Origin of the sequence: Dactylosporangium vinaceum (assembly GCF_019904175.1) — a bacterium.
Taxonomy (GTDB): domain Bacteria; phylum Actinomycetota; class Actinomycetes; order Mycobacteriales; family Micromonosporaceae; genus Dactylosporangium; species Dactylosporangium vinaceum.
In genome coordinates, this window is sequence record NZ_CP061913.1 from 9,407,695 (window position 1) to 9,420,411 (window position 12,717).

A 12,717-nucleotide genomic window follows, 5' to 3' on the forward strand; every position below is an offset into this window, starting at 1 on the left:
TACACGGAAGATCACCGGGGAGTTGCGGCCTGGGCGCCGTCCACGGCTGCCAGAATGTCGGCCATGGATGTCGTCGAGGCGATCGTCGCCGATCACGTGCGGTTCGAGTCCCTCCTGCGCGTGCTGCGGGCCCGCGACACCGACGCCGAGGCGGTGCGGACCCGCCGCCGGCAGGCCCGCACCGAGCTGGCCCACCTGCTCGTCGGGCACGCGCAGGCCGAGGAGTCGCAGGTGTACCCCAAGGTCCGCGAGCTCGCGGGCGGCGGCGACCACGTCGCGCACGGCGCCGACGAGCACGTCGACGGCCACCGCAGGCTGCTCGCGCTGCTCGACGTCGAGGACGTGCTGGCGCCCGCGTTCGACCGGGCCGTGGGCAAGCTGGCCAACTCCCTCGCCCACCACCTCGACGAGGAGGAGCGGACGCTGCTCAACGACGCCCGGCTCCAGCTCGACCCGGCCACCCGCGCGGCCCTCGGCGTCGCCTGGACCGCCGAGCGCGACCGGCTCATCGCCGCGGGCTGCGGCGCTCGCGAGAAGGTCGCCGCCCTCATCCCCGACGCGAGGCCGCCCCACCAGCGCGACCCGCTGCACCACGACGCTCTGGGCTAGCCCGGACCGCGCCGCAGCAGCGCGATGAACATGGCGTCGGTCCCGTGGCGGTGCGGCCACAGCTGCACCGTCGGGCCCGTCCCCGTCTCGGGCAGCGACGGCGGCAGATACGGCCGGGCGTCGACGAGGTCGACCTCGATCGACGAGCGGCGGGCCGCCTCCGTCACCGAGACCTCCGTCTCCGCCTGGTGCGGCGAGCACGTGACGTAGGCCACGACGCCGCCCGGGCGGACCGCGCGGAACGCCGCCTGGAGCAGCTCGCGCTGCAGCTTCGTCAGCGGCGGTAGATCCGACGGCTGCCGGCGCCAGCGGGCCTCGGGGCGACGGCGCAGGGCGCCCAGACCCGTGCAGGGCGCGTCGACCAGGACCCGGTCGAAGACGCCCTCGGGCAGGTCGGGGTCCTTGCCGACGTCGCGGCCGTCGGCGTTGATCGTGTACACCGGCAGCCCGTCGGTGGCCTTGGCCACGAGCGCCGCCCGGTGGTGGGTCACCTCGACGGCCGTGAGGTGGGCGCCGCGCTGCGCCGCCAGCGCGCCGAGCAGCCCGGCCTTGCCGCCGGGGCCGGCGCAGAGATCCAGCCAGCGCTCGTCGGGGCCGGTGATGGCGGCCTGCGCGAGCACTTCTGCGACAAGCTGGCTGCCCTCGTCCTGGACGTGCGCGCGGCCGTCGCGGATCGCCGGGATCGCGGCCGGGTCGCCACCGCCGGCCAGGACCACCGCGAACGGCGAGTAGCGGCCCGCGGTGGCCCCCCGCAGGGATGCGGCCAGGTCGTCGCGGCCGATCAGGCCGGGGCGGGCGCAGAGATGCACCGGCGGTGGGAGGTTGTCCGCGTCGAGCGCCAGTTCGGCCTCGTCGAGCGAGCCAAGGGCGTCGGCGAACGCGTTCACCACCCACGCCGGGTGGGCGTGGACAAGCGCGGCCCGGGCCACCGGGTCGGCCGGGGCGAGCCGCTCCAGCCACGCTGCCCGGTCGGACTCGGCCACCCGGCGCAGGACCGCGTTGGCGAACCCGGCCGCGCCCGGCACCAGCGAGCGGACCAGGTCGACGGTGGTGGCCACGGCGGCGTGGGCGCCGACGCGCATGTGCAGCAGCTGGTAGGCGCCGATGCGCAGCGCGTCGCGGACCGGCGGGTCGATGCGCTCGACCGCGCGGTCGGCCGCGGCGGCGATGATCGCGTCGAGGGTGCCGGTCTGGCGCAGCGAGCCGTACGTCAGCTCCGTCGCGAACGCCGCGTCGCGCCCCGTCACCCCGGTTTCCCGCAGCAGGCCGGGGAGCACCAGGTTGGCGTAGGCGTCGTCGCGGTGCACGGCCGCGACCGCCTCGTACGCGGCCTCGCGGGCCGGGTCGATGGCGGGCCGCCCGCCGCGTGGGGGCCGGTTGAGCCGATCGTCGCGCCCACCGGCCGGCCGCTGTCCCGGGCCGCGCCGCGGTATCGGGCGGGTCAAGAGACGAGCTCCCCGGACTCGACCCGGGCTCCGCGCGCCCATGCATCGGCCGGCATGGCCTTCTTACCGGGCGCGGTCACGGTGCCGAGCACGACAGGCACGGTACCCGTCCCGACGAGCACCCGGTTGCGCTCCACGACGACCGCACCCGGCCCCGGCGCGGGCGGCCCACCGGTGATCACCGTCGCCGCGGTCAGCGGCGTGACCGGCCCCAGCTTGAGCCGCTCACCGCGGAACGTCGTCCACGGCCCCGGCGCCGGCGTGCACGCGCGGACCCGCCGGTCGACCGCGAACGCGGGATCGGACCAGCGCACCTGGGCGTCCTCGACCGTGAGCTTCGGAGCTGTCGATATGCCTTCCTTCGGCTGCGGTACCGCCGTCAGCGCCCCGCTCGCGATCCCGTCCAGGACCCGCACGAGCAGCTCCGCGCCCGCCGTGGACAGCCGGTCGAGCAGGTCGCCGGAGGTGTCGCGCGGCCCGATGGGCTCGGTGAGCGTCCCGAACACGGGGCCCGTGTCCAGGCCCTCCTCGAGCAGGAACACGCTCGCCCCGGTGATCTCGTCGCCGTGCAGCACCGAATGCTGCACCGGTGCCGCCCCGCGCCAGGCCGGCAGCAGCGAGAAGTGCAGGTTGACCCAGCCGAACCGCGGGATGTCGAGCGCCGGACGCGGGACCAGCGCCCCGTACGCCACCACCGGCGCGCAGTCCGGCTCCAGCGCCCGCAGCCGCTCCTGGAACTCCGGCTCGCGCGGCTTCGCCGGCGTCAGCACGGGAATCCCGCGCTCCTGCGCCCAGGCGCTGACCGGCGACGGCACCAGCTGCCGGCCCCGCCCCGCGGGGGCATCGGGGCGGGTGACGACCGCCACGAGCTCGTGCTCGGAGGCGGCGATGGCATCGAGGGCGGGCAGCGCCACGGCCGGCGTCCCCGCGAAGACGAGCCTCACCGGATGCCGAACAGGCCGTGCGGGCTCGCCTTGACCACCGGCGGCGTCTCGGGGTTGTACCACTCCGCCGCCCGGATCTCCTTCATCGCCTGCTTGCGCCGCTCGGAGTCGAGCCGGTCCACGAACAGGACCCCGTCGAGGTGATCCGTCTCGTGCTGGGCGCACCGGGCCATCAGCCCGGTCCCGACGATCTGGATCGCCTCGCCGTGCTGATCGAACCCCTTGGCGATGACGTTCTGCCGGCGTTTCGTGTCGACGTAGACCCCGGGGATCGACAGGCACCCCTCGGGGCCGTCCTGCTCCTCCTCGTCGGGGAACTCGAGCACCGGGTTCACCAGGTGCCCGACCACGTCGTCGACGTCGAACGTGAACACCCGCAGCCCGACGCCGATCTGCGGCGCCGCCAGCCCGGTCCCGTTCTGCTGGTGCATGGTCTCCAGCAGATCCCCGACCAGCTTGCGCAGCTCCTTGTCGAAGTCGACAACCGGGTCGGCAGCGGTGCGCAACACCGGATCGCCGAACAGACGGACGGACTGGACGGTCAAGCGGCACCTCGGCAAGGAAGATCGGCTGAAATCGGCAGCTCAAAGTCTAAGCTAGCGTTGGAGCGTGTCCGAAACGCCTCGCGTCTCTCTGCGGTCACTACTGCCCTACCTCCGCGATCACCGGGCCACCCTCGCCCTCGTCGGTGTCCTCTCCCTCTTCGGCGCGGTCACCACGCTCGCCCAGCCGCTGCTCACCCGGCAGGTCCTCGACGGGCTGCAGGCGTCGCAGAAGATCGCCGGCACCGTCGCCCTGCTGGTCATCGTGCTGGCGGCGGTCGCCGTGCTCAACGCGGTCCGGGACTACCTGCTCCAGCGCACCGCCGAAGGCCTCGTCCTCGGCTCGCGGCGGCGGCTGACCCGGCACCTGCTGCGGCTGCCGATCAGCGAATACGACAGGCGGCGGACCGGTGACCTGCTCTCGCGGGTCGGGGCCGACACCACGCTGCTGCGGGCCGTCGTCACGTCCGGGCTGTTCGAGACCGTCACCGGGGCGGTCATGGTGGTCGGGGCGACGGTGGCGATGCTGCTGCTCGACTGGGTGCTGTTCCTCACCGCCGCGCTCGGGCTCGCGCTGGGGCTCTCGATCGCCCTCGTCTTCTCCCGGCGGGTTCGGCCCGCCTCGGAGGAGGCCCAGGCCCGCATCGGTGAGATGACGAGCGCTGTCGAGCGGGCGCTGTCGGCTGCCCGGACCATCCGGGCCAGCAACGCCGAGGACCGCGAGATCGCGACCGTCGAGTCGAGTGCCGAGGAGGCGTACCGGGCCGGCGTCCGCATCGCCCGGCTCCAGGCGATGATCGGGCCGGCCAGCATCGCGGCGATCCAGGGTGCCTTCCTGCTGCTGCTCGGCGTCGGCGGGGCGCGGGTGGCGGCCGGCACGATCTCCGTCGGCGACCTGGTGGCCTTCGTCCTTTACCTGTTCTTCCTGGTCATGCCGCTGGGGCAGGCCCTGCACGCGTACACCCAGCTCCAGACCGGGCTCGGGGCGCTGCAGCGGATGGAGGACATCCTGGCGGTACCCCTCGAGGCCGACGCCGGCACCGCGACGCCCGCGAGCACGCCGGCGGCGGTGGTGTTCGAGCGCGTCACATTCGGCTACGACCGGAGCCCGATCGTGACCGACGTCTCATTCACTGTCGCCTACGGCACCCGCACCGCCCTGGTCGGCCCGTCCGGTGCCGGCAAGTCGACGCTGCTGCAGCTGGTCGAGCGCTTCTACGACGTCACCGCGGGCACGATCCGGGTGGCCGGGGCCGACGTGCGCGAGCTGCCCCGGCAGGTGCTGCGGGCCCAGCTCGGCTACGTCGAGCAGGAGGCACCGGTGCTGGCCGGCACGCTGCGGGAGAATCTGCGCCTGACCGTGCCGGCGGCGACCGAGGCGCAGATGCTGCAGGTCCTCGCGGCGGTGAACCTGACGGAGATCGTCAGCCGCACCCCGGAGGGGCTCGACGCCCAGGTGGGCGAGGGCGGCGTGCTGCTGTCGGGCGGTGAGCGGCAGCGGCTGGCCATCGCCCGGACCCTGCTGGCGGCGCCCCCGATCCTGCTGCTGGACGAGCCGACGTCGAACCTCGACGCGCGCAACGAGGTGGCCCTGCGCGAGGCGATCGACATGGTGGCCCGCGACCGGACGATGATCGTTGTCGCGCACCGCCTCTCGACGGTGGTCGACGCGGACCAGATCGTGGTGATGGACGGCGGCCGGGTCGCCGCGGTGGGCCGGCACGAGGAGCTCCTGGAGATCAGCCCGCTCTACCGCGAGCTCGCCACCAACCAGCTCCTCGTGGCGCCGTGAGCGGTAACGAGCGAAGCGAGTTGGCCGCTCACCAAGCAGCACAGTTCGGCGCCGGCGCCGGAGCCTGCGGAGGCGCCGTGAGCGGTAACGAGCGAAGCGAGTTGGCCGCTCACCAAGCAGCACAGTTCGGCGCCGGCGCCGGAGCCTGCGGAGGCGCCGTGAGCGGTAATGAGCGAAGCGAGTTGGCCGCTCACCAAGCAGCACAGTGTGGTGGCGGTGCCGGAGCCTGCGGAGGCGCCGTCGGTAAGGAGCGAAGCGAGTTGGCCGCTCACCATCAGCACAGTTCGGCGGCGGCGCCGGAGCCTGCGGAGGCGCCGGCATGAGCGCGCCCGCGTGGGTGGTGGCCGGGCCGCCCGGGGCCGGCAAGTCGACGGTGGCCAACCTGCTGCTGCGGCTGCTCTCCCCCACTCCGGCGCTGCTGGACAAGGACACCGTCTACGGCGACTTCGTGGCGGCCACGCTGGAGGCGGCCGGGCGCCCGGCCGGCGAGCGCGAGGGGCCCTGGTACGACGCGAACATCAAGGTGCACGAGTACGCCGGGCTGGCCGCGACCGCCCGGGAGATCCGCGGCCACGGCTGCCCGGTCCTGCTCTCGGGGCCGTTCACCGGCCAGATCCGCGACCCGGTGCGCTGGGCCGCGTTCGTCTCGGCGCTGGGTGGCGACCCCGTGACGCTCGTCTGGGTCCGCTCCGACCCGCAGACCCTGCGGCAGCGGCTGCTGGAGCGCGGCTCGCACCGCGACGGGCAGAAGCTGGCCCGCTGGCCGGAGTTCCTGGCCGCGATCCCGCCCGGCCGCGCACCGGCCGTGCCGCACGTCGAGGTCGACAACCGGGCCGGCGCGCCGCCGCTGCTACAGCAGATCGAGCGGATCCACCTGAATCTTGACCGGATCGGCGGCCTTCCGGACTGAGCGGGCCCCGGCCGCCGCCTTCAGCGCCAGCGCGAGCGCCTTGCCGGCCGAGCGCGTGGTGCGCACCAGCATCCGCTCCTGACCCTCGGCCGCCGGGACCGGGCCGAGCACCTCGGCGCCCGGGGGCAGCTCGGCCAGCGCCAGCAGCTCGGCCACGGCCGCCGGCGGCCCGGTCAGCGCGGCCATCCGCGCGGCCGGCGGGAAGCCGAGCTCGCGGCGCTCCGCCAGTTCGCGGGCGGCGAGCCAGGCCGGGTCGAAGCGCAGCAGCGCCTGCACCGCCACCAGCCCCCCGTCGGCGACCACGACGACCGGCGCGCCCGGGCGCGCGAGCGCGGCGGCGGCGAACCACCGGCGCAGCGCCTCCTCGGTGCCCCGCAGGTCGGCCCGGGTCAGGAACGCCCACGCGTCAAGCAGCAGCACCGCACCGAAGCCGCCGTCGGCGAGCGGTTCGGCGCCGGGCGTGGAGACGACGAGCATGGCCTCGTGCGGCACTGACGTGAGGATGCCGTCGCGGCCCGAGGTGCGCACGGGCGTGTCCGGGAAGGCGCGGGCCAGCTCCTCCGCGGTCCGGCGGGCCCCGATGACGGCCGCCCGCAGCCGCCGGCTGCCGCACTCGGGGCAGGCGTGGTCCGCCGCGGGCCGCCCGCACCAGCGGCAGAACGGCACACCGTCGGCGGCCGGGAGGGCCAGCGGGCCCGAACACACCACACACCGGGCCGGCGTGAAGCAGTCGGCGCAGGAGACGGCCGGCAGGTAACCGCGCCGCGGGACCTGGATCAGCACCGGGGCGCCGCCGCTCAACGCCTCGCGGGCCGCTCGCCACGCGATAGTGGGGAGCCGGGCCGCGGCCGCCTGCGGGTCACGGGCGCGCTCGTGCTCGCCGACGGTGAGGACCCGGGGCATCAGGCGGCGCAGCTCGTCCCGGGCCGCGCTGACGTCGATGGCCCAGCCCGTTTCGACAAGCTGCTGGGCTTCGGCGGTACGTCCGAACCCCCCGACGATCGCCGCGCAGCGCTCCTGCTCGGCCCGGGCGAGCAGCACCTGGCGGGCGTGCGGATACGGTGCCCGCTGGTCGCTGTGCAGGTCGTCGCCGTCGTCCCAGATGGCGACGAGGCCGAGGCCGGCGACCGGGGCGAACGCGGCCGCGCGGGTGCCGATCACGATGCGGGCGCTCCCGCGGGCGACGGCCAGGAAGCGGCGATAGCGCTCGGCCGGCCCGATTGCGGCCGACAGGGCGACGTGGTGGCCGGGGCCGCCCAGGACCGCCAGCAGTGCGGCGTCCAGCCGGTCGAGGTCGCGGGCGTCGGCCACCACGATCAGGGCCCCGCGGCCGGCGGCGAGGGTTGTCGCGGCCGCCTCGGCCAGCCGGGCCGGCCAGTCCTCGCCGGGCAGGGCGGTCCAGACGGCGCGCGGGGCGCGGTCGTCGGCGAGCGCGCGCAGCAGCGCGGCGCCGGCGGTGTAGCGCGACCAGGGCTCTCCCGCGACGGCCCCGGTGAACGGCGGTGGCGGCTCGGCCGGGGGGGCCGACTCGACCTTCGCCTGGCGCGGCGGGATGGCCAGGCGCAGCACGTCGGAGAGGGTGCCGGCGTAGCGGTCGGCGACCTCGCGGGCCAGCCGGGCGACCTCGGGCGTGAGGACGCGCTCGGGTGAGATCACCCGGTCCAGGAACGAGAGCCGGCCCTCGTGCTCGCTGCCGGCCGCCCGCTCCAGGACAAAGCCGTCGACGAGCTGGCCGGAGAAGCGGACCTTGACGCGTGTGCCGGGCCGGGCGCTGTCGGCGGCGTCGATCGGCACCAGGTAGTCGAAGGGGCGGTCGAGATGCGGCAGCGGGCTGTCGACGCACACGCGGGCGATCGGCAAATCGTCGGTGGCGCGTTTCGGCGGGGCCGCCTTGCGGGCCGCGCGGGCCTTGCCGCCGGCATTTCCGGCAATGCGCTCGGCGGCGGCGCGCGGCTTTAGTGCCGACTCCGGGAAGAGTCCCGGTTCAATAGGCTCGGATCGATCGGTTGAGCGCACGACTTCTGGGCGTGAAGGTGAATGAATAGACTCGGGTGGATTGCCGCCAGGTGGCGGAAATGACGAAGGCCGATCAATCCGGGATCCGGGCTGATCGGCCAACGTCAGAAAACGTTTCGAAAATGCGTCAGGCGCCGGCGGCGGACTTGAGCTCGGCCGTGCGGGAGGCCTGCTCCCACGTGAAGCCGGGCAGTTCGCGGCCGAAGTGACCGTAGGCCGCCGTCTGCTGGTAGACCGGCTTGAGCAGGTCGAGGTCGCGGATGATGGCGGCCGGGCGCAGGTCGAAGACCTCGTTGATGGCCTTCTCGATCCGCTCGACCGGCACGACCTCGGTGCCGAAGGTCTCGACGAACAGCGACACCGGGTGGGCCTTGCCGATCGCGTAGGCGACCTGCACCTCGCAGCGCTCGGCCAGGCCGGCGGCGACGACGTTCTTGGCCACCCAGCGCGTCGCGTAGGCGGCCGAGCGGTCGACCTTCGACGGGTCCTTGCCGGAGAACGCACCGCCGCCGTGGCGGGCGTAGCCGCCGTAGGTGTCGACGATGATCTTGCGGCCGGTCAGGCCGGCGTCGCCCATCGGGCCGCCGATCTCGAAGCGGCCGGTCGGGTTGACCAGCAGCCGGTAGCCCTCGGTGTCCAGGCCCAGGCCCTCCAGCTCGGGGGCGATGACGTGCTCGCGCACGTCCGGGGTGAGCAGCGAGTCGAGCGAGATGTCGGGGGCGTGCTGGCTGGACACCACCACGGTGTGCAGGCGGACCGGCTTGAGCCCGTCGTACTCGATGGTGACCTGGGTCTTGCCGTCCGGGCGCAGGTAGGGGATCGTGCCGTCCTTGCGCACCGCGGAGAGCCGCCGGGCCAGGCGGTGGGCCAGGGCGATCGGCAGCGGCATGAGCTCAGGCGTCTCGCTGCACGCGAAGCCGAACATCATGCCCTGGTCGCCGGCGCCCTGCAGGTCGAGCGAGTCACCGCCGGCGCCCTCGCGCACCTCGATCGCCGAGTCGACACCCTGGGCGATGTCCGGCGACTGCGCGCCGATCGACACGCTCACGCCGCACGAGGCGCCGTCGAAGCCCTTCTTGGACGAGTCGTAGCCGATGCCCAGGATCGTCTCGCGGACGATCTTGGCGATGTCGGCGTAGGCGCTGGTGGTCACCTCGCCGGCGACGTGCACCTGGCCAGTGGTGATGAGCGTCTCGACGGCCACGCGGCTGCGCGCGTCCTGGGTGAGAAGCGCATCGAGAACGCCGTCACTGATCTGATCGGCGATCTTGTCGGGGTGGCCTTCAGTGACCGACTCTGACGTGAACAGGCGGCGTGCCAATGGTGCTCCTCAGGGGGATGCGGCGGACGACAGGATGAGTTTCGCCAGAGTGTACGACCTTGCTCTAAAGCGGCGGTCGACGGTCCGGCGGGTTTCTGGGCGCCTCGTCGCGCCCGGCACGTCATCGATCAGGCAAAACGGGCGATCACGCGATCCCAAATCCTATCCGCCAGATCGTCTTTGGGCAGCTCCGGCAGGTCGTCACGGGTGCCGTCGGCGCCGAGGATGACGGCCTGGTTGTGCTCGGCCCCGAACGTCTTGTCGACCCCGACCTCGTTCACCACGATCAGATCGGCCCGCTTGCGCAGCAGCTTCTCCTGGCCGGCCGCGAGCGCGCGGTCGAGGCCGGCGGTCTCGGCCGCGAACGCGACGAGCACCTGCCCCTCGGGCTTGGCCGCGCCGAGCTCGGCGGCGATGTCGGGGTTGGTGACCAGCTCCAGCACGGGCGCCGCGCCGTCGACCTTCTTGATTTTGGTCGCGGAGAGGCTGGCCGGGCGGAAGTCGGCCGGAGCGGCCGCCATGACCACGGCGTCGGCCGCCTTGGCGGCGGTGACGACGGCGACGCGCAGCTGCTCAGTGGTCTCGACCCGCACCACGTCGACCCCGGCCGGGTCGGCCAGTGTGACGTTCGCCGCGATGAGCGTGACCCGGGCGCCACGGGCCACGGCGGCCCGGGCCAGCGCGTATCCCTGCTTGCCCGACGATCGGTTGCCGATGAAGCGCACCGGGTCGATGGGCTCGCGCGTCCCGCCGGCGGTCACGACGACGTGCCGCCCCGCCATGTCCGGGGAGGTGCGTCCGCGGGCGAGCAGCCGGGTCGCGGCGGCGAAGATCTCGGCGGGCTCGGGCAGCCGCCCCTTGCCGGTGTCGGCGCCGGTCAGGCGGCCGACCGCAGGCTCGAGGACCACCGCGCCGCGGGCCCGCAGCGTGGCCACGTTGGCCTGGGTCGCGGGGTGCTCCCACATCTCCGTGTGCATGGCCGGGGCGTAGAGCACCGGGCACCGGGCGGTGAGCAGCGTGTTGGTGAGCAGGTCGTCGGCCAGGCCGTGCGCGGCCTTGGCGAGCAGGTCGGCCGTGGCCGGGGCGATGACGACGAGGTCGGCCTCGCGGCCGAGGCGGACGTGCGGCACCTCGTGGGCGCCGGTCCAGACGTCGGTGCTGACCGGCTGGCCGGACAGGGCGGCCCAGGTGGCCTCGCCGACGAACGTGAGCGCGGCGGCGGTAGGGGCGACCCGCACGCGGTGACCGGACTCGGTCAGCAGCCGCAGCAGCTCACAGGCCTTGTAGGCGGCGATGCCGCCGGCGACGCCGAGGACGACCCGAGGCCGTTCCCCGGCGCGCTGGTCAGACATGCGATCAGGCGACTTCTTCGATGCGCTCGGCGGTCAGCAGCCCGCTGTTGATCTCGCGCAGGGCGATGGAGAGCGGCTTCTCCTGCGGCGTGGTCTCGACAAGCGGGCCCACGTACTCGAGGAGACCCTCGCCCAGCTGGCTGTAGTAGGCATTGACCTGGCGGGCACGCTTCGCCGCGAAGATCACCAGGGCGTACTTCGACGTCGTCTTCTCGAGCAGCTCGTCGATCGGCGGGTTGGTGATCCCCTGCGGGTCTGCCACGGTTCCGGCCACGAAAACAACCTCAAAACTTTCGGAGTGGATAGCTTGGCGAGCGTCGGAACGGCTCGCGAACCGGTCAACCTTACCAGACCTGCGGTTATACCACCGCATCGCGAACATGCCGACGCGCCCGGACGGATGTCCGGGCGCGTCGAGGTCGTGCGTGTGCAACCGGTCCGGGGGGACCGCCGGGGCGTCACTTGCCGCCGGCGAACTCCCCGAGCAGGGCCTTCCGCTGCTGGTCACCGAGGCCGCGCAGGCGGCGGCTCTCGGCGATCTTCAGCTTCTCCATGATCTGCGTTGCCCGGATCTTGCCGATGCCGGGCATCGCCTGGAGCACGGCCGACACCTTGAGCTTACCGACGACATCGTCGGACTCCGCACGGTCGATCACGGCGGCAAGCGTCGTCTTGCCCTGCTTGAGTTGCTCCTTCAGCTCAGCGCGAGCCTTACGGATCTCAGCCGCCTTTTCCAAAGCGGCAGCGCGCTGTTCCGGGCTCAGTGACGGGAGCGGCACCAGGTCTCCTCAGGTCCCTTGAAAAAAGTGTTGATGGTCTAGCGCCGGGAAAACTAGCGGTCAGAAGCCATTTCGGCAACGTCAGAAGACAAGATCGACGCCTTGTGAAGATTCGGTGATCACGCAGTGACCGCAATTGCGGACGCACAGGAATCACGCGCGCGCTCCGCCGCGGCCCGCAACGCGGCCTGATCCGGACCCGCCGAGAGGACCTCACGGGACCACGAGGGCAGAACGAGATCGAGCGCGTTCCCGAATACGGCGCGCAGATCCTCGGCCTTCCCGCCCTGCGCCCCGAGACCCGGCGCGAGGATCGGTCCATTGAGATCGATCAGCCTGTGACCGGTCGGGCCGACCGTCGCCCCGACCACCACGCCGACGTCCCCCATGGGGCTCACACCCGCATTGACCTGGGAAATCTCGTCGATGATGGTCTGCGCGACGGTCCGCCCGTCGGCCGCGACGGCCCGCTGGACGGCCGCACCCTCGGGATTCGAGGTGAGGGCGAGCACGAACGCCCCGAGGCCGTTTTCGCGGGCTTTCCCGACAAACGGGCGAAGCGCCCCGAAGCCCAGGTAGGGACTCACGGTGACCGCGTCGGCGCAGAGCGGGGAGGCCGGATCGAGGTACGCGTCGGCGTACGCAGCCGCCGTGGAACCGATGTCACCCCGCTTGACGTCGAGAATTACAAGACTTCCGGAGCCCCTCAACTGTCGGATAACCGACTCAAGCACGGCTATGCCCCTGGAGCCGAAACGCTCAAAAAAGGCGGACTGGGGCTTGATCGCCGCAACCCGTCCGGCCAGGGCCTCACCGACCGTCCGACTGAACGCTTCCAGGCCCTTGACATCGTCCGAGAGGCCCCAGGAGGCCAGGAGGGAGGGGTGCGGATCGATCCCGACGCACAGCGGCCCCAGGGAGTCCATGGCGGCCCGTAGGCGGGCGCCGAAGCCGGCGCCGGCCGGCACCGTCTCCCCCGGCGAGACCTGTGTCGCCTGACCGCTCTC

The 12,717-nt window shown here is 73.2% G+C and carries 12 protein-coding genes; 3 read left to right on the forward strand and 9 right to left on the reverse strand.

Features of this window, described 5'->3' with window-relative positions; translation table 11 throughout:
- The first annotated feature begins 63 nt into the window (after positions 1 to 63).
- The gene (locus tag Dvina_RS42040; protein WP_223095899.1) at positions 64 to 609 is read left to right on the forward strand and encodes a hemerythrin domain-containing protein; all 546 of its coding nucleotides are present in this window, start codon (positions 64 to 66) and stop codon (positions 607 to 609) included.
- Here the strand turns inward: Dvina_RS42040 and Dvina_RS42045 are convergent.
- Genes Dvina_RS42045 through def form a run of 3 tightly spaced genes read right to left on the reverse strand, consistent with a single transcriptional unit; the run spans position 606 to position 3,543 of the window.
- Positions 606 to 2,096, reverse strand: coding sequence for an RsmB/NOP family class I SAM-dependent RNA methyltransferase (locus Dvina_RS42045; protein ID WP_223095901.1), 1,491 nt, complete (start codon positions 2,094 to 2,096; stop codon positions 606 to 608). The two genes, Dvina_RS42040 and Dvina_RS42045, sit on opposite strands and share 4 nt — an antisense overlap.
- On the reverse strand, positions 2,051 to 2,998 hold the full coding sequence (gene fmt / locus Dvina_RS42050) for a methionyl-tRNA formyltransferase (RefSeq protein ID WP_223095903.1): 948 nt from the start codon (positions 2,996 to 2,998) through the stop codon (positions 2,051 to 2,053). The genes Dvina_RS42045 and fmt overlap by 46 nt, the downstream gene beginning before the upstream one ends.
- A complete protein-coding gene (def, locus tag Dvina_RS42055; RefSeq protein ID WP_223095905.1) occupies positions 2,995 to 3,543 on the reverse strand; it encodes a peptide deformylase in 549 nt (182 codons plus the stop codon). The genes fmt and def overlap by 4 nt, the downstream gene beginning before the upstream one ends.
- A 64-nt stretch (positions 3,544 to 3,607) precedes the next feature.
- Here def and Dvina_RS42060 point away from each other — a divergent pair, with 64 nt between their 5' ends.
- Positions 3,608 to 5,332 carry an ABC transporter ATP-binding protein gene (locus Dvina_RS42060; RefSeq protein ID WP_246655673.1) on the forward strand — a complete coding sequence of 575 codons (1,725 nt, stop codon included), beginning with the start codon at positions 3,608 to 3,610 and terminating at the stop codon, positions 5,330 to 5,332.
- A gap of 319 nt (positions 5,333 to 5,651) precedes the next feature.
- A complete protein-coding gene (locus tag Dvina_RS42065) occupies positions 5,652 to 6,242 on the forward strand; it encodes a P-loop nucleotide/nucleoside kinase family protein (RefSeq protein ID WP_223095907.1) in 591 nt (196 codons plus the stop codon).
- On the opposite strand, the gene Dvina_RS42070 is transcribed toward Dvina_RS42065, so the two are convergent.
- The 6 genes from Dvina_RS42070 to pyrF form a co-directional block, all read right to left on the reverse strand.
- Positions 6,183 to 8,087, reverse strand: coding sequence for a primosomal protein N' (locus tag Dvina_RS42070; protein WP_223095911.1), 1,905 nt, complete (start codon positions 8,085 to 8,087; stop codon positions 6,183 to 6,185). The two genes, Dvina_RS42065 and Dvina_RS42070, sit on opposite strands and share 60 nt — an antisense overlap.
- A 298-nt stretch (positions 8,088 to 8,385) precedes the next feature.
- Complete coding sequence (metK, locus tag Dvina_RS42075) at positions 8,386 to 9,579, reverse strand: methionine adenosyltransferase (RefSeq protein WP_223095913.1); 1,194 nt, start codon at positions 9,577 to 9,579, stop codon at positions 8,386 to 8,388.
- Positions 9,580 to 9,707: 128 nt separating this feature from the next.
- A complete protein-coding gene (coaBC, locus tag Dvina_RS42080) occupies positions 9,708 to 10,931 on the reverse strand; it encodes a bifunctional phosphopantothenoylcysteine decarboxylase/phosphopantothenate--cysteine ligase CoaBC (RefSeq protein WP_223095915.1) in 1,224 nt (407 codons plus the stop codon).
- A gap of 4 nt (positions 10,932 to 10,935) precedes the next feature.
- Positions 10,936 to 11,205, reverse strand: coding sequence for a DNA-directed RNA polymerase subunit omega (gene rpoZ / locus Dvina_RS42085; RefSeq protein WP_223095917.1), 270 nt, complete (start codon positions 11,203 to 11,205; stop codon positions 10,936 to 10,938).
- Between the two features lie 184 nt (positions 11,206 to 11,389).
- On the reverse strand, positions 11,390 to 11,710 hold the full coding sequence (gene mihF, locus Dvina_RS42090; RefSeq protein ID WP_190253177.1) for an integration host factor, actinobacterial type: 321 nt from the start codon (positions 11,708 to 11,710) through the stop codon (positions 11,390 to 11,392).
- 119 nt (positions 11,711 to 11,829) lie between these two features.
- Positions 11,830 to 12,636, reverse strand: coding sequence for an orotidine-5'-phosphate decarboxylase (gene pyrF, locus Dvina_RS42095; RefSeq protein ID WP_246656656.1), 807 nt, complete (start codon positions 12,634 to 12,636; stop codon positions 11,830 to 11,832).
- Positions 12,637 to 12,717 lie beyond the last annotated feature (81 nt).